The 24,255-nt window shown below is 60.7% G+C and carries 21 protein-coding genes; 11 read left to right on the top strand and 10 right to left on the bottom strand.

The genetic code is table 11. From position 1 onward, the window contains the following. Positions 1 to 10: 10 nt before the first annotated feature. Positions 11 to 628 (top strand): potassium-transporting ATPase subunit KdpC, encoded by a 618-nt coding sequence (gene kdpC / locus ACOBR2_RS11920; RefSeq protein ID WP_420236336.1) that lies wholly within the window; start codon positions 11 to 13, stop codon positions 626 to 628. A gap of 148 nt (positions 629 to 776) precedes the next feature. Here the strand turns inward: kdpC and recR are convergent, their stop codons facing one another. From recR to ACOBR2_RS11900, 4 genes are all read right to left on the bottom strand, one after another. Then, positions 777 to 1,376 carry a recombination mediator RecR gene (gene recR / locus ACOBR2_RS11915; protein WP_420236335.1) on the bottom strand — a complete coding sequence of 200 codons (600 nt, stop codon included), beginning with the start codon at positions 1,374 to 1,376 and terminating at the stop codon, positions 777 to 779. 159 nt (positions 1,377 to 1,535) lie between these two features. Beyond that, positions 1,536 to 1,865 carry a YbaB/EbfC family nucleoid-associated protein gene (locus ACOBR2_RS11910; RefSeq protein WP_420236334.1) on the bottom strand — a complete coding sequence of 110 codons (330 nt, stop codon included), beginning with the start codon at positions 1,863 to 1,865 and terminating at the stop codon, positions 1,536 to 1,538. 39 nt (positions 1,866 to 1,904) lie between these two features. Next, complete coding sequence (gene dnaX / locus ACOBR2_RS11905) at positions 1,905 to 4,049, bottom strand: DNA polymerase III subunit gamma/tau (protein WP_420236333.1); 2,145 nt, start codon at positions 4,047 to 4,049, stop codon at positions 1,905 to 1,907. A 122-nt stretch (positions 4,050 to 4,171) separates the two neighbouring features. Next, positions 4,172 to 4,600 carry an SET domain-containing protein gene (locus ACOBR2_RS11900; RefSeq protein WP_420236332.1) on the bottom strand — a complete coding sequence of 143 codons (429 nt, stop codon included), beginning with the start codon at positions 4,598 to 4,600 and terminating at the stop codon, positions 4,172 to 4,174. 233 nt (positions 4,601 to 4,833) lie between these two features. Here ACOBR2_RS11900 and ACOBR2_RS11895 point away from each other — a divergent pair, with 233 nt between their 5' ends. Together ACOBR2_RS11895 and ACOBR2_RS11890 are read left to right on the top strand one after the other, a co-directional pair. Next, positions 4,834 to 5,550 (top strand): tetratricopeptide repeat protein, encoded by a 717-nt coding sequence (locus tag ACOBR2_RS11895; RefSeq protein WP_420236331.1) that lies wholly within the window; start codon positions 4,834 to 4,836, stop codon positions 5,548 to 5,550. Positions 5,551 to 5,727: 177 nt separating this feature from the next. Further along, entirely contained in the window at positions 5,728 to 7,809 is a 2,082-nt protein-coding gene (locus ACOBR2_RS11890; protein WP_420236330.1) for a tetratricopeptide repeat protein, read from the top strand. A 166-nt stretch (positions 7,810 to 7,975) separates the two neighbouring features. Here ACOBR2_RS11890 and ACOBR2_RS11885 read toward each other — a convergent pair whose 3' ends face one another. Further along, positions 7,976 to 8,863 carry a prepilin peptidase gene (locus ACOBR2_RS11885; RefSeq protein ID WP_420236329.1) on the bottom strand — a complete coding sequence of 296 codons (888 nt, stop codon included), beginning with the start codon at positions 8,861 to 8,863 and terminating at the stop codon, positions 7,976 to 7,978. Between the two features lie 103 nt (positions 8,864 to 8,966). On the opposite strand from ACOBR2_RS11885, the gene mazG reads away from it, so the two are divergent. Genes mazG through menC form a run of 3 tightly spaced genes read left to right on the top strand, consistent with a single transcriptional unit; the run spans position 8,967 to position 11,842 of the window. After that, on the top strand, positions 8,967 to 9,878 hold the full coding sequence (mazG, locus tag ACOBR2_RS11880) for a nucleoside triphosphate pyrophosphohydrolase (protein WP_420236328.1): 912 nt from the start codon (positions 8,967 to 8,969) through the stop codon (positions 9,876 to 9,878). Further along, positions 9,875 to 10,690, top strand: coding sequence for a GNAT family N-acetyltransferase (locus tag ACOBR2_RS11875; RefSeq protein ID WP_420236327.1), 816 nt, complete (start codon positions 9,875 to 9,877; stop codon positions 10,688 to 10,690). The genes mazG and ACOBR2_RS11875 overlap by 4 nt, the downstream gene beginning before the upstream one ends. 18 nt (positions 10,691 to 10,708) lie before the next feature. Further along, on the top strand, positions 10,709 to 11,842 hold the full coding sequence (menC, locus tag ACOBR2_RS11870) for an o-succinylbenzoate synthase (protein WP_420236326.1): 1,134 nt from the start codon (positions 10,709 to 10,711) through the stop codon (positions 11,840 to 11,842). Between the two features lie 45 nt (positions 11,843 to 11,887). Here the strand turns inward: menC and ACOBR2_RS11865 are convergent, their stop codons facing one another. Next, positions 11,888 to 12,745 (bottom strand): hypothetical protein, encoded by an 858-nt coding sequence (locus ACOBR2_RS11865; RefSeq protein WP_420236325.1) that lies wholly within the window; start codon positions 12,743 to 12,745, stop codon positions 11,888 to 11,890. 112 nt (positions 12,746 to 12,857) lie between these two features. On the opposite strand from ACOBR2_RS11865, the gene ACOBR2_RS11860 reads away from it, so the two are divergent. Then, positions 12,858 to 13,331 carry a universal stress protein gene (locus ACOBR2_RS11860; protein WP_420236324.1) on the top strand — a complete coding sequence of 158 codons (474 nt, stop codon included), beginning with the start codon at positions 12,858 to 12,860 and terminating at the stop codon, positions 13,329 to 13,331. A gap of 143 nt (positions 13,332 to 13,474) precedes the next feature. Here ACOBR2_RS11860 and ACOBR2_RS11855 read toward each other — a convergent pair whose 3' ends face one another. Beyond that, a complete protein-coding gene (locus tag ACOBR2_RS11855) occupies positions 13,475 to 13,765 on the bottom strand; it encodes a putative quinol monooxygenase (RefSeq protein WP_420236323.1) in 291 nt (96 codons plus the stop codon). 115 nt (positions 13,766 to 13,880) lie between these two features. Next, positions 13,881 to 15,227 carry a nucleotide sugar dehydrogenase gene (locus tag ACOBR2_RS11850; RefSeq protein WP_420236322.1) on the bottom strand — a complete coding sequence of 449 codons (1,347 nt, stop codon included), beginning with the start codon at positions 15,225 to 15,227 and terminating at the stop codon, positions 13,881 to 13,883. 140 nt (positions 15,228 to 15,367) lie between these two features. Here ACOBR2_RS11850 and ACOBR2_RS11845 point away from each other — a divergent pair, with 140 nt between their 5' ends. From ACOBR2_RS11845 to ACOBR2_RS11830, 4 genes are all read left to right on the top strand, one after another. Then, entirely contained in the window at positions 15,368 to 16,309 is a 942-nt protein-coding gene (locus ACOBR2_RS11845; protein WP_420236321.1) for an SDR family oxidoreductase, read from the top strand. Between the two features lie 263 nt (positions 16,310 to 16,572). Further along, positions 16,573 to 19,059 (top strand): SLBB domain-containing protein, encoded by a 2,487-nt coding sequence (locus tag ACOBR2_RS11840; protein ID WP_420236320.1) that lies wholly within the window; start codon positions 16,573 to 16,575, stop codon positions 19,057 to 19,059. A 3-nt stretch (positions 19,060 to 19,062) separates the two neighbouring features. After that, positions 19,063 to 20,295: an O-antigen ligase family protein gene (locus tag ACOBR2_RS11835; RefSeq protein ID WP_420236319.1), complete on the top strand. Its 1,233-nt coding sequence runs from the start codon at positions 19,063 to 19,065 to the stop codon at positions 20,293 to 20,295. Further along, positions 20,292 to 22,412, top strand: coding sequence for a lipid II flippase MurJ (locus ACOBR2_RS11830; RefSeq protein ID WP_420236318.1), 2,121 nt, complete (start codon positions 20,292 to 20,294; stop codon positions 22,410 to 22,412). Before ACOBR2_RS11835 ends, ACOBR2_RS11830 begins: the two co-directional genes overlap by 4 nt. A 147-nt stretch (positions 22,413 to 22,559) precedes the next feature. Here the strand turns inward: ACOBR2_RS11830 and ACOBR2_RS11825 are convergent, their stop codons facing one another. Beyond that, positions 22,560 to 23,723 (bottom strand): glycosyltransferase, encoded by a 1,164-nt coding sequence (locus ACOBR2_RS11825; protein WP_420236317.1) that lies wholly within the window; start codon positions 23,721 to 23,723, stop codon positions 22,560 to 22,562. Beyond that, positions 23,720 to 23,974, bottom strand: coding sequence for a hypothetical protein (locus tag ACOBR2_RS11820; protein WP_420236316.1), 255 nt, complete (start codon positions 23,972 to 23,974; stop codon positions 23,720 to 23,722). The genes ACOBR2_RS11825 and ACOBR2_RS11820 overlap by 4 nt, the downstream gene beginning before the upstream one ends. Positions 23,975 to 24,255 lie beyond the last annotated feature (281 nt).

Genomic DNA, 24,255 nt, shown 5'->3' with positions numbered 1-24,255 from the left:
GAGATCGAAGATGGAATTGCACGCTCCTGAATACGAATTGAAGCAGAAGGCAGAGGTGGATCATCCGGTATGGCTGACCGCGCTGCGCTTCACGGTGGTGACGGCGATCCTGCTGGGCTTGGTGTATCCTCTGCTGGTCACGGGCATTGCCGGAGTGGTCTTTCCGCATCAGGCGGCAGGTAGCCTGGTGCTGAAGGATGGACAGGTGATCGGCTCGGAGCTGCTGGCGCAGAGCTTCACGTCGGATCGCTACTTCCATCCGCGGCCCTCGGCTGCGGGTACGAATGGCTATGATGCGACGGCTTCGGCCGGATCGAATCTGGGACAGTCCAACAAGGCTCTGGTCACGCGCCTGCAGGGCGACATTGACAAGCTGTCTGCAGCCAATGGCGGCAAGCCGGTGCCCATCGACATGGTGACCACCTCGGGCTCAGGGCTTGATCCGGACATTACGCCCGATAATGCCTACTACCAGGCCGCGCAAGTGGCCAAGGCGCGCGGCATCGCGGAAGACGCGGTACGCAGCCTGATTGCCAAGGACACCACGCAGCGCCAGTTTGGCCTGCTGGGCGAGCCGCGAGTGAACGTGCTCGCGATTAACCTCGACCTGGACAAGATTGCTCACTAAGAGCAAATAAGCTGTAGCAATAGCAAAGCGGGAAGAGTCGCAAGACTCGACCCGCTTATTTTTTTACAGAGAACAGAGTGTTTGGCGTTTGGAGTAGAGAGTGGTGAGTGTCCAACGGTCCCTGATCTCTGGCCCCTGACCTCTGTTTTTACACTTCCCGGCGTCCTTCCATGGCGCGGGCCATGGTTACTTCGTCGGCGTACTCAATGTCGCTGCCGGCGGGAATGCCTGTCGCAATGCGGGTAATCTTTACCGAGAATCTGCGCAACGCAGTGGCCAGCCAATCGGCCGTGGCTTCGCCTTCGAGGGTGGGGCTGGTGGCGAGGATGACCTCTTCGATTTCGCCACGTTCGGCGCGGCTGAGCAGGGTGGCGGTGCGGAGCTGATCGGGCCCCACACCATGCAGCGGCGAGAGCGTGCCGTGTAGCACGTGATAGACGCCGTTGTAGCCACGCGTGCGTTCCACCGATGCAATGTTGGTGGGCTCTTCCACCACGCAAACCACGCGATGATTGCGTACGGCGTTCGAGCAGTAGGCGCAGGGGTCCACGTCGGTCACATTGTTGCAGACCGAGCAGAGGCGCAGGCTGGTTTTGAGTGCGCGCACCGCATCGGCCAGCGCCAGGGCGTCGGCGTCGGAGGAGCGCAGAATGTGAAAGGCGAAGCGCTGCGCGCTCTTGGTGCCCACGCCGGGCAGCTTCTTGAGTTCTTCGATGAGCCGGGCCATGGGCTCGGCGTAGCGTGACACGATGGAGCCTCCGGGGGGTGCTGTGTTCAGCCTCTAGCTTCTAGCCTCTAGCTTTTTGGCCGCATAAAGTTGTCCCTTGAGTTCGTGCTTTCCCAGGTCCCAAAAGCGGGACCTGGGGCACCCAGCTAGGAGCTAGGAGTTAGAGGCTAGAAGCTGTACTTACGCGTTCAGGCCAGGAATCTTGAGGCCGCCTAGCATACCTTCCATGCTGGACTGCATGTAGCCCTCGGCCTTGCGTCCGGCTTCGTTTACCGCAGCCAGAATCAGGTCTTCGAGCATCTCCACATCGGGCTGTGCGCCGCTCAGGCCCATGACCGCTGCCGGATCGATGCGGATTTTGAGCAGATCCTTTTTGCCATTCATGGTGGCCGTGACCGCACCGCCGCCGCTTGTGGCTTCGACGATGGTTTCTGCCAGCTTGCGCTTCATCTCCTCTTGCATCTCGGAGGCCTTCGAAAACATTTCCTGCATCTTCAGGGGATTAAACATTCTTTTTCTCGTTTAGGGGAAGAGTTGTGGGAAGAAAATCTACTTGGTGCGCAGATCGACGACGCTGCGAATTTCAGCTTTGAAGATTTCGCGGGCCCGCTGCACCAGCGGATTCGAGAGTGCGCGTTCCTGTACGCTGCCGGCCACGGGGGCAAGATTCGCGGCTTTGCCTGCTGCTCCGGCGGCTCCGGGAACCACCATGAAGCGGGAGGGCGCACCCAGCTTCTGCAACTCCATGCGGATGATCTTTTCGGCCTGTGCGTTCACGGTGAGGGCGAGCATCTTCTGGCCCATGCCGGCTACTTCAATGCGCAGTGTGTTGCCGTCCACCGTCCAGACGCCCGAACCAAGCAGCGTGGAAGCCGTGGTGTGGCCCTCGGCGGCCAGAGCCTTGGCGACAGTCTCGGCCCAGGCTTTGCTGCCGGGTGTGCTGGTGCTGCTTTGCTGTTCTTCGTCTTCGTCGTCTTCAATTTCGAGCAGGTCGCGGGAGGCAGCTACGGCCAGCGCGCCTTCGGTCAGATTGATTGTGCCAACGGACGGCGCGGCGGACGGAGCCGGGAAGGGAACGGGCGAGCTTGCGGCCTGCGGTCCTGCTTCCACGAGGCTGATCTTTGGTGCGGGGGGCGCGAGTGGTTCGGGTGCAGGCGCTTCGGCCGCGAAGGACGAGCGTGCGACGGGAGCGTTGATTGCAACTACAGGTGTTGGTGGAACTGGTGGTGCAGACGGCGCAGCTTTGGGCGCGGGCGGGGCCGCAATTTCCATCTTCGGCGCGGGAGCTTCCGCAATGGCCGTGGGCGCAGGAGCTTCACTGATGGCCATTGGCTTTGGCTCTGCGCTCATCTTCCAGCCGCCCATGTTGCCAAAGGGAGAAATCTCTTCGTCGGGCTTGGAGGTCGGCTTGGCCGCTGGTGGCGCTGCGGGCGGGGTCGATTGCCGTGGTGCTGGTGCTGCCGGGGCAGACGGACGCGGTGCACTGGCTGCAAGCCGAGGCGCGGCGGCGGCTCCGCTCAGCAACTCCTCCAGGGGCAGCAGGCGCTGGGCGTGGATCAGCTTGAGCAGGCCGAGTTCCAGATGGAAGCGCTGCTCCTGACGATAGTTCAGCTCGTCGAAAGTTTTGAGCACAATCTGCAGATTGCGCGTGATCTCTTCCTCGGTGAAGAGCATGGCAGTGCGGCTGGCGCGTGCGCGTTCGTCGCCGGAGATTTGCAGCAACTGGGTCTGTTCGCCGCCGATCTTGGCCATCAGCGTGTTGCGCAGGTAGCGGGCCATCTGGCGGGCGAGCGAACTGGGGCTGTGGCCCGCGCTCAGCAGGGTGTTCAGCTGTTCCATGAGCGTGGCGCTCTGGCCTTCGGCCACGGCCTCCAGCAGACGCTCAAAGACGGCATTGGGCACCGAGCCCATCAGGTCGCGGATCTGCGCGGTTTCCAGCTGCGGGCGGCCATCCACCAACGGAGCCGAGGCAATCGCCTGATCCATGATGGAGAGCGCGTCGCGCATGGAGCCGTCGCCAGCTTCGGCCAGCAGGGCCAGCGCCGTGTCTTCCGCAGCCACGTTCTCTTTGGCGGCAATCGTGCGCAACTGCTCCAGAATGTCTTCGAACTTGACCGCATGGAAGCTGAAGTGCTGGCAGCGGGAGCGGATGGTCTGCGGAATGTTCTCGGGCTCGGTGGTGGCCATCATAAAGATGGTCCACTCGGGCGGCTCTTCCAGCGTCTTCAGAATGGCGTTGAAGGCCGCATCGGTGATCTGGTGGGCTTCGTCGAGGAGGAAGATCTTGTACTTGTCGCGGGCCGGCTGCACGGTGGCCTGATTGCGAATGGAGCGCACGTCGTCAATGCCGCGATTGCTGGCAGCATCGATCTCAATAAAGTCAAAGGAGTGGGTAGCCTGCTCCCCGACTTCGGTGCTGCTGGCCGAAGAAATTTCGCGGCAGGCCTCGCAGTGCAGGCAGGGCTCGGGCGTGGGACGCTCGGCGGAGCCAATCTGGCTGCGACAGTTGAGCGCCATGGCCAGAATGCGGGCAATGGTGGTTTTGCCAATGCCGCGATGGCCACTGAAGATGTAGCCGTGCGCCAGACGGTTCTGACTGAGGGCGTTCAGCAGCGTGCGGGTCACGTGATCCTGACCGGCGACGTCGGAAAAACGCTGCGGACGATACTTTCTGGCCAGAACCTGATAACCCATGCGCGACAAAGCTCCTTTGGCTGGCGCAAGACACAACGCCGCCTAAGATCGATTGTAATGGGTGGGGGCCAAGGACTGAGGGGTGGAAAAAGGCGGAGCTTGCCGGAGCAGCCTGACCGGGATCAGGCCTGTGCCGTGGTTTGTTCCCGCTTTTCAACCTCTTGCGGCGAATACATGGTGCCGCGGCAGGTTTTTGCGCCACAGTTGCAGTGGGCTTCGTCTTCGCCGCCATCGTACAGACAGTAGTCGTAGGTGATTTCTTCGCCGGGTTCGATGTCGCGGAGTGCGACGATCCAGACGTGGTCCTTGATTTCACGGGTTTCGCAGTTGGCGGCGCAGCTATGGTTGATGAACATGGCCATGGCGTGGCCGTCGATGACGATCTTTCCGTCGCCGAGTCCAAACAGATAGGTCAAAACCGCGTCCTGATAGAGGTTGTCGGCCTTGCGCTTGGTCATGGGATGGCCGGTGTATTCGGCCACGCGTTGGCCCTTGCGCAGGGCTGTGGTGGTGTAACAGCCGGCGGCGTGAATGGCGGAAGAACGGATCATCAAGCCCATGTTGGTCTGCGACGCTATCCTGAAGAGTATTGGGCGGCTTCCAGAATCTGCCCGGTTTGACGGCGGCGGAAAGTGGTGAGGCTACTCCCACCGGAAGCGGAAAGAAAACTGGAAATACCGTATGGTCGCATCTTACCATTGAAGAAGTTCGTCCAAGAAGGAAGAGCGCAGCCCGTGGAGAGTTCGAGGTTGAGCGGATGCAGAGGGAAGCAGAGGAAATGAGAATGCGCGTGCGGAATCTGAAGGTTATGGGGTTGCTGGTGGGCCAGTCACTGGCTGGCTTGGTGCTGGCGGCGGCCATGAGTGCGAATGCGCAGCAGGCTCCGCAGCAGCCGACGCCCCCAGCGGCGACGCTGCCCGGGGGCAATCCGTTTCCTGAGGATACAAGCTCGATTCCGGTATTCGACACGGCTCCGCCGCCAATGACCGAGGACGAGGCGGGTAGCAGTGGGCTGACGCTGGATGTGCCGGACGGCGATCCGGTGCGTAGTCCCGATGGCGACGCCTCTGCCGGGGAAACCCCTGCGGGCGATTCTGCGGGGTACAGCTCCAGTTCGGCAGGGCTGGACAGCCTGCTTCCTGACCCGAATGCTCCCGACGGCTCCAAGAAGGGACGGCGCGACAAGCATGGGCGGCCCGAGCTTCCGCCGCATGTGGAGACGGCCGCCGAAGACCTGACCGTGGCTAAATACTACGTGGACAACAAGAACTGGAAGGCTGCGCTTTCCCGCTTCCAGTCTGCCATGGTGCTTTCGCCGGAGGAGCCGGAGGTGTACTGGGGCATGGCCGAGTGCCAGCGCCATTTGGGCGATATGGCCAGCGCCAAGGCCAACTATCAGAAGATGGTGGAGTACGACCCCGACAGCAAGCACGGCAAAGACGCCGCCAAGGCGCTCAAATCGCCAGAGATTGCCAAGGCTGCCGTTACAGCAGCTAAGTAGCCACCTGTGGTGGGGCCAACTGCTTCGCATGGCTTGCATGAGATTTTTGCGGAATACTTCTTCAGCCCTGAGCGATCTGTGGCACTTTCCCGAAACGAATTTTGCCAGCCGTAACCAAACGAGTACAGGCGGGCTGCTCTCGGCTCCCAGAGCGCGGGAGCACGCGAAAATAGAAAAATGACCAACCGCGAAGAGCCGAGCATTCCCGCGCTGCTGGCCGAGGCCGTGCAACTGCACAACAGCGGCCAACTGGCCCCGGCTGAGGCCATCTATTGGCGGGTGCTCAGGCTCCAGCCCGGCAATGCGGATGCGCTCCATCTGTTGGGTGTAATGTGCTACCAGATTGGCCGCTTTGACAAGGCTCTGGAGTTCTTCGATCAGGCTTTGGCCAGCCAGCCGCGCTTTGCCGAGGCCCTGAATAATCGGGGCAATGCGCTGGTGGCGCTGGGCCGCCGGGAGGAGGCGATTGGCCTCTTTGAGCAGGCCGTAGCCATTAAGCCGGAGTTTGCCGAAGCTTGGATCAACCTGGGCGCGTCGCAGTTCGAATTGCATCAGCTTGAAGCCTCAGTGGCCAGCTACGATGAGGCGATTCGCATGCGGCCCGACTCGGCGCAGGCCTTGAATAATCGCGGCAATTCACTGGCCCGTATGCAGCGGTTTGAGCAGGCTCTGCGCGACTTTGACCGGGCGATTGAGCTTGCGCCCTCCTGGGATGCGCCGCACTGCAATCGCGCCAGCAAGCTGCTGGAGGCGGACCGCCTGCCGGAAGCGCTCACGGGCTTTGATCGGGCGTTGGCGCTCAATCCCAAGCTGGTGCACGCGCGGCTGGGCCGGGCCTTGGTGCGGCTGATGGGCAAGGACTTTCGCGGTGCGTTGGAAGATGCAGGCGCGGCGCTCGCCCTGCAGCCGGATCTGGATTTTTTGCCTGGTCTGGACGCGTGGACGCGGCAGCATCTGGCCGTTTGGCCGGGGCTTGAGCCACGGCGGCAAGCGATCCGGCAGCTGATCGAACAGGGAAGAATGGCGGCTACGCCGCTGCATCTGCTGGCCATCAGCGGCGATCCGGCTTTACAGAAGCGGGCCGCCGAGCTGTGCATTGCGCAGAAGTTTCCCGCTCGCGACGCTCTGCCTCGCGAAGCCTCAGCGAACAGAGCAAATGGAAAAATCCGGGTGGGCTATTTTTCGCCTGATTTTGGTGAGCATCCGGTCAGCCGCCTGATGGTGGAACTCTTCGAACGCCATGATCGGGAGCACTTCGAGGTCTTTGGCTTTGGCTGGGGCAAGCATGCAGCCAGCCCGCTGCGGGAGCGGGTGCGAGCGGCCTTCGATCACTTCATCGACGTGGAGAGCCTGCCGGAGAGCGAGGTTATTGCCCAAGCGCGGGCGCTTGAACTGGACGTTGCGGTGGACCTGTGCGGCTTTACGCTGCATAACCGTACGGGAATCTTTGCCGCCCGCGTTGCGCCTGTGCAGGTGAACTATCTGGGCTACCCGGCCACGATGGGAGCAGGCTACATTGACTACCTGATTGCGGACGACGTGCTGATTCCCGCCGAGCAGCGCCAGCACTACACGGAAAAGATCGTGAGCTTGCCCGACTGCTTTCAAGCCAATGATGCGCAGAGCCGTCCGGCGGAGCGTAGTTTTACGCGGGAAGAGCAGGGATTGCTCGCCGCGAGTTTTGTCTTTTGTAATTTCAACAACACGTCGAAGATTACGCCGGAAATTTTCAGCGTGTGGATGCGGATTCTCAGCCGTGTTCCATCAAGCGTGCTGTGGCTGTTTGCCGACGATCCGCACACGCGCCAGAACCTGTGCCGTGAAGCTGAGGCGAGGGGCGTGGCCGCCAGCCGGCTGATCTTTGCCGGTATGCTTGGCTATGAAGAGCACCTGAAGCGCCAGCAGCTGGCGGATCTGTTCCTGGATACGCTGCCCTTTAACGCGGGTGCGACGGCCAGTCCGGCGTTGTGGGCGGGTTTGCCGGTGCTCACCAGCCCGGGCGAGGTTTTTGCCTCCAGAATGTGCGCCAGCCTGCTCCATGCGGTAGGTTTGCCGGAGCTGATTGCGCCTTCGCTCACAGCCTACGAGGATCTGGCGGTGGAATTGGCGACCGTTCCGGGCCGGATCGAGGCAGTGAAGCAGAAGCTGGCAGCCAATCTGCGCACTGCGCCACTCTTCGATACCGCGCGTTTTACGCGGAATATCGAGGCAGCCTACCAGCAGATGGTGGGGCACAGCGGCCACCTGCGGTGGGGCTAACTGCTTTGCGTGACTTTGGCTCGGATTTTGCGCCGTCCGTACGGGACCACCTGCGGTGGGGTTAACCTGCCTTGCGCCTACGGCGCGGTTTTTTTGTGGCGGTAGGAAAAATTCATGCAGATTCGGTTCGCACGATGAGCTGATAGCTGACGGCTGACAGCCGCTCTTAAAATCCTGCCCAGCGCAGATAGGCGGCCAGAATCGTCTGGCCCCAGAGGGCGCTGACGATGCCGCCAATCGAGAGGAATGTTCCCAGCGGTAGCTTTATCTGGCTCCAGCGTTCGGTAGCTTCATTCTTGGGCTTGAGCAGCAGGACGACAGCGGCGATGGAGCCCAGAAAAACTCCCACAAAGAAGGCCAGTAGTGCGCCGGGCAGGCCGAGCCATGCGGCCAGCAGGGCCATAAGCTTGGCGTCGCCCAGGCCCAGACCTTCGCGTTTGCGCGCCAGCCGATAGAGCCAGCGGATTAGCAGGATGAGTCCGGCAGCGGCAAGAATGCCCAGAAAATAGCGGCAGAAGTCTTCCATTGCATCGAAGCGATGGGGCAGGAAGGTGGCTCCGTTGCTGGTATTTTGGAAGATCAGGCCAAGGTGAAACGCAACGCCAAGCAATGTTCCTGTGTAGGTAAGCTTGTCCGGCAGCCAGAGATGCTCTGCATCCAGAAGAGCAAGAGCTACCAGGAGCCATAGAAAAATCATCTTGCCCAGCAAAAGCAGCAGGGCGTTGCTGAGGCCATTGTCGCTCACAATCTCTTCCAGGGAGAGGTTGAGCAACTTCCAGGCAAAAATTGCCCACAGTCCGCCCACCGCCGCTTCCACCAGCGGGTAGCGTACGCTGATCCATGTTTTACAGGTGCGGCAGCGGCCGCCGAGGGCCAGCCAGCTCAGCAGCGGAATGTTTTCCCACCACGTGAGGGTGCGATTGCAGACGCAGCAGTGGGAGCGGGGTGCGACCACGCTCTCGCCCAGCGGCCAGCGGCTCAGGCAAACGTTCAGGAAGCTGCCAAAGGCCAGCCCCAGCAATCCCGCGAATGTGGTTCCTAGAAATCGAAGCATGTGCGCTGTTGAGTATAGACGTTGAGGGGCGAAGGAGCGCTTGCGGCGGGCTGGGACCGCATTTTAAGAGGCGCGGTCTTCCTGTGTCGTACACTGGTGCTGCATGGATCTTCCGTTGAAAAGCTCCAAAGCAGCTCATGAGCCGCACGCGCCGCGTGTCACCAATGCGGGCGAAGCCGGTCAGTTGTTTGCCCAGTCTGCGGCTATCATGGCCCGGCTACGCGCACCCAATGGCTGTCCGTGGGATCGCGAACAGACCCTCGACAGCATCCGCAAATACACCCTCGAAGAGGTCTACGAGGTCTTTGACACCATTGAGCGGCGCGACTTTCCGCACATGGCCGAGGAACTTGGCGACCTGCTGCTGCAGGTGCTCTTCTATGCAGAAATCGCTGCAAGCGAGGGCCATTTCACCATTGCCGACGTGCTTGATGAGCTGAACCGCAAGCTGGTGCGCCGCCATCCGCATGTGTTTGGCGAAGAGGCTTCGAAGGCTGCGGGTAATCGTGCCGAAGTTGAAGCCGATGTGAACGGTTCCTCCGCTGCCGTTCTGCGCAACTGGGAAGAGATCAAAAAAGCCGAAAAAGCCTCCAAGCCTGCGGAGAGTTCGCTGCTCGATGGTGTGCAGCGGGCGATGCCGGCGCTGGCGGAGGCGGCTAAACTTGGCTCAAAGGCTGCCAAGGTGGGCTTTGACTGGCCCAACTGGCGCGATCTGCTGCCCAAGGTGGCCGAAGAGACGGCGGAACTGGAAGCTGAGGCGGCCAGCAACGATCCGGCCCGGCAGCCTGCCGTGGAGGCCGAATTGGGCGATCTTCTTTTTACTGTCGTGAATCTGGGCCGCCATCTGCATGTGGATGCCGAGATGGCTTTGCGGGGCTGCAATCAGCGCTTCCGCGAGCGCTTCCGGCAGATGGAGCAGGCCAGCGAAAGACCGCTCGAAGAGCTAAAACCAGACGAACTGGAAGCCCTGTGGGCCGCAGCCAAAAAGAAGCTGGCGGCGGAGGCGGCACAATGATCGAGATTCGCAGTTGCGAGGGCTTTGCTGAACTGGAGGCCTGCGTGCAACTGCAGATAGCGACCTGGGGCTACGACGCCAGTGACGTGGTTCCGCGCAAGGCTTTTCTGGTGGTTCAGAAGTCGGGCGGGCAGGTGCTGGGCGCATTCGATCGTGAGATTGCCGCTAGCGCTGAAGGGGGCGATGCGCATCGTCTGGTGGGCTTTGCCTTTGCGCTGGCGGGCGTGAAGTCTGTGCCGGGCGCGGCTCCCATGGCTTATTTGCACTCGCACATGCTGGCCGTGCGGCCCGAGTATCGCAATCAGGGGCTGGGTGCGCGGCTCAAGCAGGCACAGCGTGTGGAAGCCCTGGGGCGCGGCATTCGCCATATGGAGTGGACCTTCGATCCGTTGGAAATCAAGAACGCTTATCTAAATATCTGCAAGCTGGGTGCGATTGTGCGCCGCTACAAGCCGAACTTCTACGGATCCTCCACGTCGCACCTGCAGGCTGGGCTGCCTACTGACCGCCTGGTGGCTGAGTGGGCCATGGATTCTGAGCGTGTGGAAGCTGCGCTGGTCGGTCAACCGCTGCCTGCGTTTGGTGTAGTTGAACGCATCACGGTTCCCGCCGCAATCTACGTATGGAAGGCGGCGGAGGCGGAGCGCAGCAAGGCTCTGGCCGTGCAGACGGAAAACCGCATGCGTTTTGAGCAGGCCTTCGGGCGTGGACTTGCGGTGCTCGGCTTTGAGCGCGAGGCGGCAGGGAATGGAAGCTATCTTTTAGGTCAACCTTCTGCAGAATTGTTGAGTTTGTTCCCCAAAAACAGCTGAACTGAAACGAGGAGAAGAATGAAGATCGACGAGATCATCCTGCGCGAAGTGCATATGCCGCTGGTCCGGCCTTTTGAAACCAGCTTTGGCGTCACCCGCAACCGGCGCATCCTGCTCGCCGAGGTTCGCTCCGAGGGGTTGATTGGCTGGGGCGAGTGTACCGCCGGCGAGCATCCTACCTTTTCGTCGGAGTCGACCGATACGGCCTGGCAGGTGATGCTGAACGAGCTTGCGCCGCTGCTGGCCCAATCCGAACCCAAGCATGGTGGTAGCTGTGCCCGGCTTTTCTACTCGATTCGCGGCCACCGCATGGCCAAGGCCGCGCTTGAAAATGCCATTTGGGACGTGGAAGCGCAACGCAAGGGGGTGCCGTTGTGGCAGCTGCTGGGCGGCGTGCGCGATGTGATTCCCTGTGGTGTTTCCATCGGCATTCAGAAGTCGATTCCGGAGCTTCTGGATGTGATTGAGCGGGAGCTGGCGGCGGGCTATCAGCGCATCAAGCTGAAGTGCAAGCATGGCTGGGATGTGAAGGTTTTTGAGGCGGTGCGCAATCGTTGGCCGGAGATTCTGCTCAGTTGCGATGCCAACTCGGCCTATCGGCTGAAGGATGCCGACCACATTGCCGAGTTCGATCAGTTCAATCTCTTGATGATCGAGCAGCCGCTCTGGCATGACGACTTCTACTACCACTCGATGTTGCAGAAGCGGCTGGAAACGGCCATCTGTCTGGATGAATCGATCCGCAACCGGCGCGATGCGCTGGCGGCCATTGAGATGGAGTCTTGCCGGATCATCAACATCAAGCTGGGCCGCGTGGGCGGTTTCAGCGAGGCGATTGCGGTGCACAACGCCACCGAGCAGCGCGGTATTCCGGTCTGGTGCGGCGGTATGCTGGAGTCGGGCATTGGCCGCGCACATAACATTGCCCTTTCCACGCTGGATAACTTCTCGCTGCCGGGCGATGTGTCGGCCTCGCAGCGCTACTGGGCTGAAGATATTGTTGAGCCGGAGATTACCGTCACGGCCAAGGGAGAGATCGTGGTGCCGACCACCGCTGGTCGAGGCTATGCGGTGCGTACGGACCTGATCGAAAAGCTGACCGTGCGTAAGGAAACGATCAGCACGAAACAGCTTTTCACGGTTAGCTGTTAGTGGTCAGTTTTTAACTACGAACGGAGAGCTGAAGGCTGATAGCTCTCAGCTGTCCTTCTTTTTCCAGTCGAACCTTCTGCCGACGATGGCCTTCACGATCCAGTGATCGGTGGCGGCGGTGGGGCCCACACCCACGCCAAAGTTCAGCTCCCACTTGGGGTTCAGGTTCAAGTCGATGGCGGGGAAAATCTGCTGCTGTTGCTGGTGCAGGGGCAGGATCGAGCGGAGGTTACCGTAGTCGGCATAGTATTCCACGCCGCCAGTCACCTTTTTCGTAAAGTCGTAGCTGATTTTGACGGCAGGGGAAAAGTCCATGCCTTCCTTCACGTCCGGCCCGTGCCAGGTGCGTTCCAGCGCCGGGTTCACGGCCCAGTACCAGCGACCGTGCGTCTGATCGACGATGGGGCGCAGCTCCCAGGTCCACGTGTCAGCGTCGAATTTTGCGCGCTGGTAGCCAACTTCCGTGGAAAGGCTCACACCCACCGGCCAGTGCCATGCCTCAGGCACGCGCACACGCGGGCGGATGTGGTCGCCCACCCATTGCACTCCCATTCCACTTTGCTCACTGGTAAAGATGTAAAAGCCCAGCTCGGCCCAATCCTTTACACCCTGAGTGATTTCGATGGTTTCGTGCTCGGCATGCTCGGTGGGGGTTGTTCCGTCGGCAGGTTTTGGGTCGCCCTTGGCTGTAAAATTCGAATGCAGTTCGACCATCGTCGAGCGCGGAGCGACGGTTTCAGAGCCGTAGACCTGAATCTCGTAATTTCCCTGTGCCTGAGCCCGAGGTGAGAGCAGAACCGCAAGGGAGAAGAGGAAGATGAGTGTGGGCGACAGCGATTCTGAGCGGAAAAGACGAGAGTAATCGCTGCGGTTTTCATTGAGGGGGAAGGGTTTTTGTCTCATCTGGCCATTGGATGTGCTGCAGGTCACGTACGGATGTATTTTTTTCTCCCTATGATGTTGGCCGATTAAAATTCATGCTGCTGACCACGTCGTGGCCGGCCAGGAGATCAGAATGTCCGAAGTAAATGCGTTCAGCATTATTCCCGCCAAGATCCTTCTGCCCATCGACTTTAGCCCGTCGTCCCACGCCGCGCTTGAGCAGGCGACGGTGCTGGCCCAGCACTTTCACGCTGAGCTGATTCTCGTCCACGTCGTTGGTGAGTGCGAGAGTGAAGAGGCCATTAAAGTGGCCGAAGCCAACTTTGCCACCTCGGTTGCCGCGCTCTCGGCCAAGGGAATCAAGGTGACGTCGGTAGTGAAAAAGGATGTGGACGTAGCCGGCGCAATTCTGGACGAGGTGGAGAGCCAGAAGGTGGATCAGGTGGTGGTCAGCACCCATGGCACCACGGGCTGGCATCCGCTGGTTTTTGGCTCCATTGCCGAAAAGCTGGTCAAGCTGGTTCCGGTTCCGGTACTTTTGCTGCGTACGGAAAAGCCAGTCTCTAGCGCCAAGATTTCGAGTGGCCGCCTGATGGAGTGGTGGTAGTTCTTTTTCAGAGAACAGAGAAAAACTGTTCTTGGGCTGGGAAGAGGAACGGCAGACAGGGCGTTGCTCTGTCTGCCGTTGGTTATTGGGCGGTGCGAGCTTTATAGATTTTTGGGAAATTCTTGCCGCGCGAAGACGCCGTTCTAGACGATCAAGTTGAGGATCTTGAGATCCGAGGGAGCTTCCAGCAGCGCTGGAGCATCATTACTCAGCTTGGCGAAGTGGGCGGTCTTGGTGTGCGCTTCGAGCGCTTCGTGGCTGGCCCACTGCTCAAAAAACACAAAGGTCTTTCCATCTTTGTCCGCAAAAAGAGAGTACTGAATGCAACCATTCTCTTTGCGCGTGGGCTCAATCATGGCTTTGAGAACCTCACTCAGCTTGTCGGCAGAACCCTCTTTGGCTTTGTTGGTGGCAACAACGTAAATTGCACTCATCTGTTTCTCCTTTGTGTTTCACCGTGGTTTGTTTCGTGGTAGTCCATGCGTAATCGGGGGCTTCGGCATCTGCTGGATCGAATGCCGAGAGCCCCTGTTTTATTTCTTCTTTGCTTTAGCAGCGGACGATCTTGTCGCTCACAATGCCCTTGGTGGCGTTGCGGGTATCGATGAGCAGTTGGGATTTTTCAACCAGCTCGGGGTAGTTGTAGCTGGTGTGGTCGGTGACGATGACTACCGCGTCGTAGCTGGCCACATCGTCCAGGTTGGCGCAGGTCATGTTCAGGTCGTAGTGACGACCGTGGCCGACCTTGGGGAAGTAGGGATCGTGGTATTCAACCTTGGCTCCCTTCGAGCGCAGCAGTTCGAGGATGGTGAGCGAGGGCGACTCGCGCAGGTCATCGATGTCGCGTTTGTAGGCGAGGCCGAGCACCAGCACCTTGGAGCCCTTCAGGGGTTTGCTGCGGTTATTCAGTGCGTCGGCAATCTGGTCGAGCACGAAGTAAGGCATGTCGGTGTTGACCGCTCCGGCCAACTCAATGAAGCGGGTGCGGAAGTCGAACTCGCGGGCCTTCCACGATAGATAAAACGGGTCGATGGGAATGCAGTGGCCGCCGAGTCCCGGGCCTGGATAGAAGGCATGAAAGCCGAAGGGCTTGGTCTTGGCTGCGTCGATCACCTCGTGAATGTCAATGCCCATGCGCATGCAGAGTTGCTTAAGCTCGTTGACCAAGGCGATGTTCACGCAGCGATAGATGTTTTCGAGCAGCTTGGTCATTTCGGCCACGGAAGGCGTGCTGACCGGAACCACCTTCTGGAAGATTGCGCCATACATGAGTGCGGCTAACTGCGCGCCTGCCGGGCCGCAGCCGCCCACCACCTTGGGCACGTCCTGCCGGGCGACGGTCTCGTTGCCGGGATCTTCGCGCTCGGGAGAAAAAACAACGTGCAGGCCAACGTCTTCGAGCGTGCGCGCCACTTTCAGGCCGCGCGGATTGCCCTTTTCCAGCATGGGCACAACCAACTCTTCGGTGGTGCCGGGATAGGTGGTGCTTTCGAGCACAATCAGCTGATCGGCGTGCACATGAGGAGCAATGGCGGCTACCGTGCCGGTCACATAGCTCATGTCGGGTTCGTGGTGCTCGTTGAGTGGGGTGGGCACGCAGATGAGGACGGCGTCCATCGCTTCGATTTCAGCGTATTCGGTGGTGGCGCGGAAGCCTGCGGCCTGTGCCTTGCGAATGTCTTCGGGCAGAATGCGCACAATGTAGGAGCCGCCCTCGTTGAGCGTCCTTACCTTGTCCTCGGCAATGTCGAAACCGGTCACCTTGAAGCCTGCATCGCTGAAGAGCAACGCCAGTGGCAGACCTACGTATCCCATCCCGACTATGCCGATGCGGGCCTGGCGGGATTCCATCTTCTGTTTCAGTCCTGTAAGACGAGCAGCATCTGTTTGAGCCATGCAGAAATTGTAGAGCCTGAGCCCCGGGAGAGGGAGTGACGAACCTGAGGCGGTGCTTCAGAGCACAGAGGCACTGAGCGATACAATCGGTGGGGGGACAGCCTTGCGTTCTACACGGGCAGTCACCAGGGAGAAAGATTTTGGCCAAGTATCTTGTGACCGGCGCGGCGGGTTTTATCGGGCGCTCGATTGCGGCGGCGCTGCTGGAACGTGGTGAGAGCGTGCGCGGCGTGGACAGTTTTATCACCGGCAAGCGCGAGAACCTGATCGGGCTCGAAGCCATGGAGTTCATTGAGGGCGATCTGGCCAATCCGGCGGTTTGTGCGCGGGTCTGTGAGGGGATGGAGATCGTCTTTCATGAAGCGGCGCTGGCCTCGGTGCCGCGCTCGGTGGCCGATCCGGTAGCCACCAACATCAACTGCGTGGATGCGACGCTGAATGTGCTGGTGGCGGCGCGGGCGGCCGGTGTGCGCCGCGTGATTTATGCCGGCTCGTCGTCGGCTTATGGCGAGTCGCCTACCCTGCCCAAGCAGGAACAGATGCTGCCCGCGCCCATCAGTCCGTATGCCGTGGCCAAGCTGGCCGGCGAGCAGTACATGCGGGCGTTTTATCGCGTCTATGGGCTGGAGACGGTGGTTCTGCGCTACTTCAACGTCTTCGGGCCCTATCAGGATCCGACTTCGCATTATTCCGGTGTGCTGGCCATTTTCTGCCGCAAGATGCTGGCCGGCGAGCAGCCCACCATCTATGGAGATGGCGAGCAGAGCCGTGACTTCACGTTCATTCAGAATGTGGTGCGGGGCAATCTGCTGGCGGCTGCGGCTCCGGCGGAAAAAGTGGCGGGGCAGATGATGAATCTGGCCACCAGCGCACGCATTACGCTGAACGATGTCTTCAAGGTGCTCTGCGATTTGACCGGCTACAAGGGTGAGCCTGCCTATGCCGCGCCGCGCAGTGGAGACATTCGCGATTCGCTCGCCGACATTAGCCTGGCCCGCGAGTTGATAGGCTATGAACCGGCGGTCGACTTCCGCGAGGGCCTGCGCCGCACGGTGGACTGGTACAGAAGCCTGGCGCAGTAAAAGACCAACTAGACCGGGCAGCCGATTGCAGCGCTGCTCGGTTATAAATGCAAGAAAGCGCTTGCTTTCAATAATTTAGATCTACCTTCTGCGCTCGGAATCTTGTTGACGAATCAAGCTCGATGACGCACACTGGCGGGGATTCTCTTCCCGGTGTTGGGTGGCGCGTTCTTCCTGTGGTTCCCGTGCCGCAACATCGGACAAATGTGCGAGGTGAGCGCTCCGTGACGGACGAGGCTCAGGTCCAATCCGATGCGGGAAACTTGTCTGAGCGTCCTCTGCTGTCCCGTTCTGCCGGTTCGTACACATCGTTTGGTGCTCTTTGGCAGGTGCTCAAGCGCCGCCGCCGGATGATTGGGTTGATTGAGGCTGGCCTGCTGCTGCTTTGCCTGCTTTATTGCATCGTTGCGCCCAACCAGTACGAGGCCAGCGCCTGGGTTGAGATGCGTTCGGAGTCGGCTCCCACGCTGAGTCTGGAGACCAACCAGGCAGTCTTTTCCGCCTCGATTCTCTCTGCTCCCATGGCCTTGGAGACGCAGGCTAACGTCTTCCGCAGCGATCAGCTGGCGTGGCGTGTGATCACCGGGCTCAAGCTCTATCAGGCAGCGGGCTTCAAGGGGCGCTTTGAGCAGCGCTTTGCCGGATTCAACGCCGATCATCCCAATGTTGCGGCCGAGCAGTGGTTGCTGGGGCGCTTTCATGGTCGGCTGCATGTACAGGCATTGCCGCGCACGCTGATTCTTGAAATCCGCTTCCGCTCACGGGATGCAGCGCTTTCGGCGGAGGTGGTCAACGCCCTGATTCGCGCCTACCAGCAGGAGCAGAGTGAGCAGCGCCGCCAGATAGCCCTACAGAACTCCGACTGGCTGAGCAGCCAACTGAAGCAGCTGCGCCAGCAGATGGACGAGGACCAGAAGCGGCTGGATGCTTTCCGCACCACGCATGGGGTTTTGAGCCAGCCGCAACCGGGGCCCAATGGTGTGGCGCAGGAGGTGGCACACGACTCCATCCTGCAGCGGATTGACGACCAGGGCAAACAACTGGGGGAGGCCACCAGCGACCGCATTCTTTCCGAGGCCGAATTGCATGCCGCCGAGCAGGGCGATCCAGAGCTGGTGGTGGCCTCTGATCCGCACCTGCAGGCTGCGGGCAATGAATTTCCCGTGGCCTTGCTGCAGCAGTTGCGGGCGCGGCGCAGCGATCTGGATCTGGAGCGGGCGCAATTGAGCGCCGAGCATGGGCCGAACTTTCCCCGCGTGGTGGAGATTGGCCGCCAGTTGCAGGATCTGGAAGCGCAGAAGAAGGCCGAGGACGCGCATCTGCTGGCCAACTTTCGCAGTGCGCTCGGGACCGCCCGCAGTCGGGAGCAAATGGTGCGCAACAATCTGGAAGAGTTGACTGCTGAAGGGTTGAAGCAGAACGAGGCGGAAACCGAGTATGCCCGCATGCGGCAGGAGGCCAATACGAGCCAGCTACTGTACAGTCAGGTGCTTGCCAAGATGCAGGAGAGCGGGATTACGGCCGGTCTGCAGAGTGGGAATCTTTCCATTGTCGATCCTGCGCTGACCCCATCGCGTCCGGTTGCTCCAAATCCTCCGCTCTATCTGGCGATTGTCGGCTTTGTTGGTCTGTGGGTTGCAGTGGTCACGGTTTTACTAGCAGAAAATCTGGACCGTGGTGCGCACAAGGCGGCGTTGCTGCTGCTGGCTCTGGGATTGGCTGCAACTGCCCGGGGGCAGGCACCTACACCAAGCACTTCTGGCTTGCCTGCCGGTGTGGCGCGCATAACTTCCAGCCAGCAGACGCAGGTTCTGCCCAATCCCCAGGAATCGCCGACGATCTGGAATGGGGCGGCGTCCATGGCGGTGCAACCGGGAGCTACGCCTGCTACGACTGCACAGGCTGTGCCCATGGCGGCGTTAATCAGCCCCGACGACCTGCTGGACGTGAGCGAATTTCATACTCCGGAGTTCCACACTGCAGTGCGGGTTTCAGCCACGGGAACCGTCACGCTGCCCATGATCGACCAGGTAAAAGTCGGGGGGCTGAGCGAGTTGCAGGCGGCGCACGCCATTGGGGCGGCTCTGGTGGCCAAAGGCATGCTGCTGCATCCGCTGGTTTCGGTGGTGGTTACGCAATATTCCGGACAGGATGTGAGCGTGCTGGGCGAGGTGACGCGTCCCGGCGTCTATCCCTACACCGTCCATCATCGGCTGCTCGATCTGCTTTCGGCGGCTTCAGGACTGGCTCCGACGGCCGGGCGGCTGGTGAACATCTACCACCGTGAGGATTCGAAGACGCCGCATCCGGTGGTGCTGGACCCGGGCGGCAACGACGCCATTGCCGAGCACAATCCCGAACTGAAGCCGGGCGATACGGTGCAGGTGAGTCGTGCCGGGCTGGTCTATGTGATTGGTGCAGTGATTCGCCCAGGCGGTTTTCCGGTGGATCCTGCCCAGGGACTGACGGTGGTGCAGGCTCTGTCGCTGGCCTGGGGCCCGGCACAGAACGCGTCGGCGCAACACGCTTTGCTGATCCGCGAGCAGAAGGGCGGACGCACCATGACCACGCTGAATCTGCATCGCATGTTGCGCGGGCAGGAGCCGGATCTGCCCATCCGCGACCGCGATATTCTCTTCGTGCCGGATTCGACGGCGCGCAATCTCTGGAATCGTACCCTGGAGTCCTCCATTCAGTCGCTCGTTGGCGTTACGATTTATTCGGCGTTGGTTTACTCGCAGAGGTACTAGCCCATGCGTCGCCTTGCCTGGTTGCTGTTGCTGGCCTTCAGCTTTACGGTTCCGTGGGAGTATTCGCTGAATCTGGGCGGATCGCTTGGCAGCGTTGCGCGTTTTACCGGATTGCTGCTGCTGGCCGTGGCTCTGCCCGCCATGCTGCTGACCGGGCGCATGCGTTCGCCCGGGGCTTTGCAGTGGCTAGCGCTGGCTTACTATCTATGGTTTTTCTGTAGCTGTCTGTGGACGATCGATCTGACGGAGACGCTCGAAAAAATGCGCGGCTACGTCCAGCAGATGCTGCCGGTGTGGTTCGTCTGGGAGTTTGCCGAGGAGCCGGAAGACCTGCGCGCGCTGTTGCGCACCCTTGTGGCCGGCTGCTGGGTGTTGGCACTGCTGACCCTGGCGGATTTTCGTTCTGTCGATGCCATGGCTGCCGGACAGATCCGTTTTGCCGCCTACGGGCAGGATCCCAATGACGTGGCCCGCTTTCTGGACTTTGGTCTGCCTCTGGCCGCGTTGCTCATCCACTGCGAACCGCGCTGGCCAGCCCGTTTGCTTGCCCTCGGCTACTTGCCCATAGGTTTGCTGGCGGTGTTGCTCACGGCTTCGCGGGGCGGTTTTCTGGCGGGTCTGCTGGCTTTGGGCGGCTGCGTTTGGCTTCTGGTGCGGGGAAGGAAAAAGGTAGGCATGGCCACTCTGATCGTTCTGCCTGCCGCTGCGGTCATCTTGCTGGTGGCTGTTCCCATGGCGACCATCGAGCGGCTGGCCACTATCCCCGAGCAGCTGAACGGCGGCGATCTGAATCAGCGGCTGAACATCTGGGTGCAGGGTTGGAAGGCCTTTTCCCATGCGCCCTGGCTAGGAACCGGAGCGGGAACCTTTGTGGCTGCGGCGGGCGTTGCGCCTGTGGACACAGCGCACAATACGGCGCTCACCCTGCTGGTCACGGGTGGTCTGTTTGCACTGTTGCTTGCTCTGGCGCTGGTGGTGGTCAGTTTTCAGGCGGTGCTTGCAACCCGTGGCGCTCTGCGTCTGGCGCTGCTTACGGCTCTGCTGGTTTGGGGGGCCGCATCAATGGTTTCCACCGTCGAAGAGAGCCGTTTTACATGGATTCTGCTGGCCTTGGCCGCCCTCGCAGGTCGTTTTGCAGGGCAGCAACCGGAGGCGCTGGCTGCCTGCTTCCGTGCCTATCCGATGCGTTTCTGGAGCCCGCGCCTTCTTCCCGCAGAACAGAGATCGGAAGCATGAGCACTGCGGCGCAATCGCCCGTGCATGGACGCATTCTGCGTGCAGCCACCTCGGTGGCTCTGGCCGGCGTCTTCGTCAAACTGGTGGCCACGCTCAAGGAAGCGGCGGTGGCCGGCGTCTATGGCCGCTCGAATGCGCTGGATGCCTTTCTGGCCGCAGCCCTGCTGCCGACTCTGCTGGTTAATTTGATCGGCGAATCGATGAACCAGGCGCTGGTTCCCACGCTGATCATGGTGCGGGAGCGGGAGGGCCACGAACAGGCGCAGCGGTTGCTGGCTGCGGCCATGCTCTGGCTCTGCCTGCTGCTCACGGCCACTTCGCTGCTTCTGGCGCTGCTGGCGCGGGGGCTTCTGCCACTGTTTGCCTCCAACTTTCCGCCGGAAAAACTGCAGCTGGCAATTCATCTGTTCTATGCGTTGCTGCCCGTGGTGCTGATCACCGGCATTGCCACTAACTGCACCGCAGTGGCCAACAGTTGCGAGCGTTTTGCTCTGCCGGCGCTGGCTCCGGTGGTAATTTCTCTGGCCATTCTGGCTGGAGTTTGGGGTTGTGGCGGACGGTTGGGCATCTGGGCTCTGGTGTGGGCCACGCTGGCCGGTTCGCTTGGGCACATGCTGCTGGTGGCCGGCCTGATGCAGCGCCATGGCTATCGCTTTCAGATGGCCTGGTACGGAATGTCTGCCCCGGTGCGCGAAGTAGGCCGGCAGTACGGCCCGGTGCTGGTGAGCGGCGTGGTGGCCTCTGCCGGATTGGTGGTGGATCAGGCGATGGCCGCCATGTTGCCGGCGGGCAGCGTCTCAGCTCTGGTCTATGCTAGCCGCTTTGTCAGCGTGGTGCTCACGCTTTTTGCCGGAGCCATTTCCACCGCCGTGGTGCCGTACTTTTCTCGCATGATTGCGCAGCAGGACTGGCAGGGCTGCCGCGATGCCGTCGAAACCTGGGTCTGGCGCATGGGCGCTGTGGCGCTGGCTGTTACCTTGGCGCTTGTGGCTGGAGCGCACCTGCTGATTCGTCTGTTTTTGCAGCATGGCGTCTTTCATGCCGACGATACGGATGTAGTCGCACGCGTGCTGGTGCTCTATGCGCTGCAGATTCCGTTTTTCGTGGCCAGTCGCGTGGACTATCGCCTGCTGGTGGCCATGCGGCGCACTGATTTGGTGATGGCCTGCGGCACCATCAATCTGGTGTTGGATGTGGTGCTGAATCTGGTGCTGATGCGCTGGCTGGGAGTGGCGGGAATCGCTCTGGCCACCTCGCTCTGGGTGGTCTCCACCTTCTTTTTTCTGCGCTTTTGGAGCCGCCGTCTGCTGGGCCGTGAGTTGGCCAAGGCAGGGCAGGGAAGTGCGAGTGCGGCGCGCTACCTGCTGCGGCTGGATGACCTTTGCCCCACGATGAAGCGCGAACGGTGGCAGCGCTTTGAGCAACTGATCGAAGCGTTCGGCTTGCAGCCGATTCTGGCCGTGGTTCCAGACAACCAGGACCCCGACCTGGAGTGCGATTCAGCCGATCCGGATTTCTGGCCGAAGATGCGCACGCTTGAGGCGCGGGGCGCTTCGATTGCGCTGCACGGGCTGCGTCATCTGCCGGTGGGCCACGGCGGAGGGCTGCTGCCGCTGCATCAACAGACCGAATTTGCCGGGGTGGAAGCAGAAACCCAATTTTATTGGGTTGGTGAAGGACTGCATTTGTTGCGTGAGCATGGCTTGAATCCGCGCCTGTGGGTTGCGCCGCGGCATGGCTCAGATCAAGCCACGCTGGCGGCCTTGCGGGCGCATGGAATCGAAGTTGTCTCCGATGGATTTTCGCAAACGCCCTATCGGCGCATGGGCCTGATCTGGTTGCCGCAGCAGCTCTGGGAACCGGTCGTGAAGCAGGAGGGGGTGTGGACGATCTGCATGCACCCGAACACTGCGACCGATGCGCAAATGGAGCGGCTGCAGAGCTTTGTGCAGGAACATGCGGCGCAGTTTGTCGGAATTGAGGCGGCGCTCATGCTCTTTCCGCCGCATGCGTTCGGCTGGCAGGATCTGTTCACGGAAAAGAAGCGTTTGGTGAGAATCCAGCTCAGCCGCGCATGGAGGACATTAGAGCAAATTCAGAATAACCGTGCAGTCTGAAAGAGTCTGCAAGGTGCCGTTTTTTTGAGAAAAACGGCACTTTGCCTGATCAACTCCCTCTACAGAAATTCTGAATTTGCTATACGCGGCTGAGCTGTTGCAAAACCGGAGCAGTTCCGGTTTTGCCGTGCGGCGGGGAAGCCGACGTCAGCTGGATGTGCGCGGTGCGGTGCGGCGCAAAACAGGTTCGGGCACCAGCGCAGGATGGGGGAGCTGGCAGAGGCGATAGAGCGTCTCCCAGCGGTCAAGAACGGATTCAATGCCATAGCGTTCGGTGACGAACTGGCGGGCATGCTGGCCCATGGTGCGGCGCATGGCCAGCGGCAGACGGACCAGCGAACTCATGCTGGCGGCCAGCAACTCAGGGTCGGCGGAGGGGTTCAACCAGCCGGTAACGCCGTGGCGGATGGCATCCCGCAGGCCGGGCACATCAACGGCCACGGTGGGCAGGCCGCAGGATGCGGCTTCGAGTACGCCCATCGGCAGGCCCTCCCAGTGCGAGGTTAGCAGGAAGCCGTCGGCTGCCTGCAGATAGCTGCGCACGTCTTCGGAAAAGCCGACCATTTCTACCCGATCCCGCAGGCCGAGCACGCGGATCTGTTCCTCGATGGCTTGCTGCTGCGACCCTTCGCCCACAATGAGCAGGCGGGCCGGTTCTTTCATGCGGGCCATCGCCGCAAGCATCAGCGGATAGTTTTTGACCTCTTCCAGGCGACCGGTGGCGACGAAGAGAAAATCGTCGTCCAGACCGAGGCGCATGCGCAGGACGCGCCGTGCCGACTCATCGGGGCGGAAGTAGCGGGTGTCAATGCCGTTGGGCACGATGGAAATCTTGTTGGGATTGACCAGTTCGCGGGCCAGATGGGCCTGCGCTACTGGTTCGCTGACGGCTGTGACGCGACCGGCAAGCCAGTCGCTCAACCGGTAGCCAAGATGCCGAAGCCAGCTACCGGTCGAGGAACTGTGCAGGGTGTCGACCATGTGCAACCAGGGGAGGGCTGCGTGGGACCAGCGCGCCATCCATGTGGCGTGCGGTAGGTGCGCATGGACGACATCCGGCCGGTGAGTGCGCAACCATCTGAGCAGGCGGATCCATCCACGGGGATCGGCCACGCCCTTGCGCATCTCCAAGGTGTAAAAGTCAACGCCTGCATCCATCAGGCTCCAGCCTGCCGTGCCGCCGCTGCCGGTCAGGGCAATCAGGCTGACGCGCCAGCCGCGCCGACGCATGCCCCGGGCCAGCAACAGAGCCTGACGCTCGGCTCCGCCCACCCGGTCGATTCCAGGAATTAGAAAGGCGATATGGTTCATTGGTTTTTGCCTCGGAGAGTGGAGTCGATCAGTTCTTCGTAGGCGGCGATGGCGTCTTCGCCGGAAAGGTCCGTGTTGCTGCCCAACTGGGTATAGGGACTGGCCGTAGCTCTGGATCCAAAGCGCGGATCCGTTGCAGGCTGCTCAGAGAGTTTGGCTTGTCGGAAGAGAAACTGTTGGATGGTGAGTGCTGGAACAGAAACCAGCAGTAAAAAGGCCGTAAAAGACAGATCGGCAAAACGGCTGAGCATAACGCCTCCTGCAAGTACATCTGCAACGATCCAGCCGATGGGCGGGAACGTATGCGGAGGTGTTTTGCCCGGCGTTTTCAGCAAAGAGTTCCTGGGCTGGTCCGAAAAGAAAGATGCCCAAGAGCAGAACGCCTGAGCAGTTCCCCCTAAAACATGCAGGAAGCGGGAAAACCCACTTCTGGAGGTAAACGCGTCAGTTGGTATTCATAGGAAACATCTGAATGGTTTTCCGTGTCAAGAGGGAAAATGAATTCTGGAAAAATAGTCTGTAATTATTTACG

Origin of the sequence: Telmatobacter bradus (assembly GCF_048629425.1) — a bacterium.
GTDB lineage: Bacteria > Acidobacteriota > Terriglobia > Terriglobales > Acidobacteriaceae > Telmatobacter > Telmatobacter bradus.
Note: the sequence above shows the minus strand (reverse complement) of the source record. Positions and strands in the feature narration are given on the sequence as shown.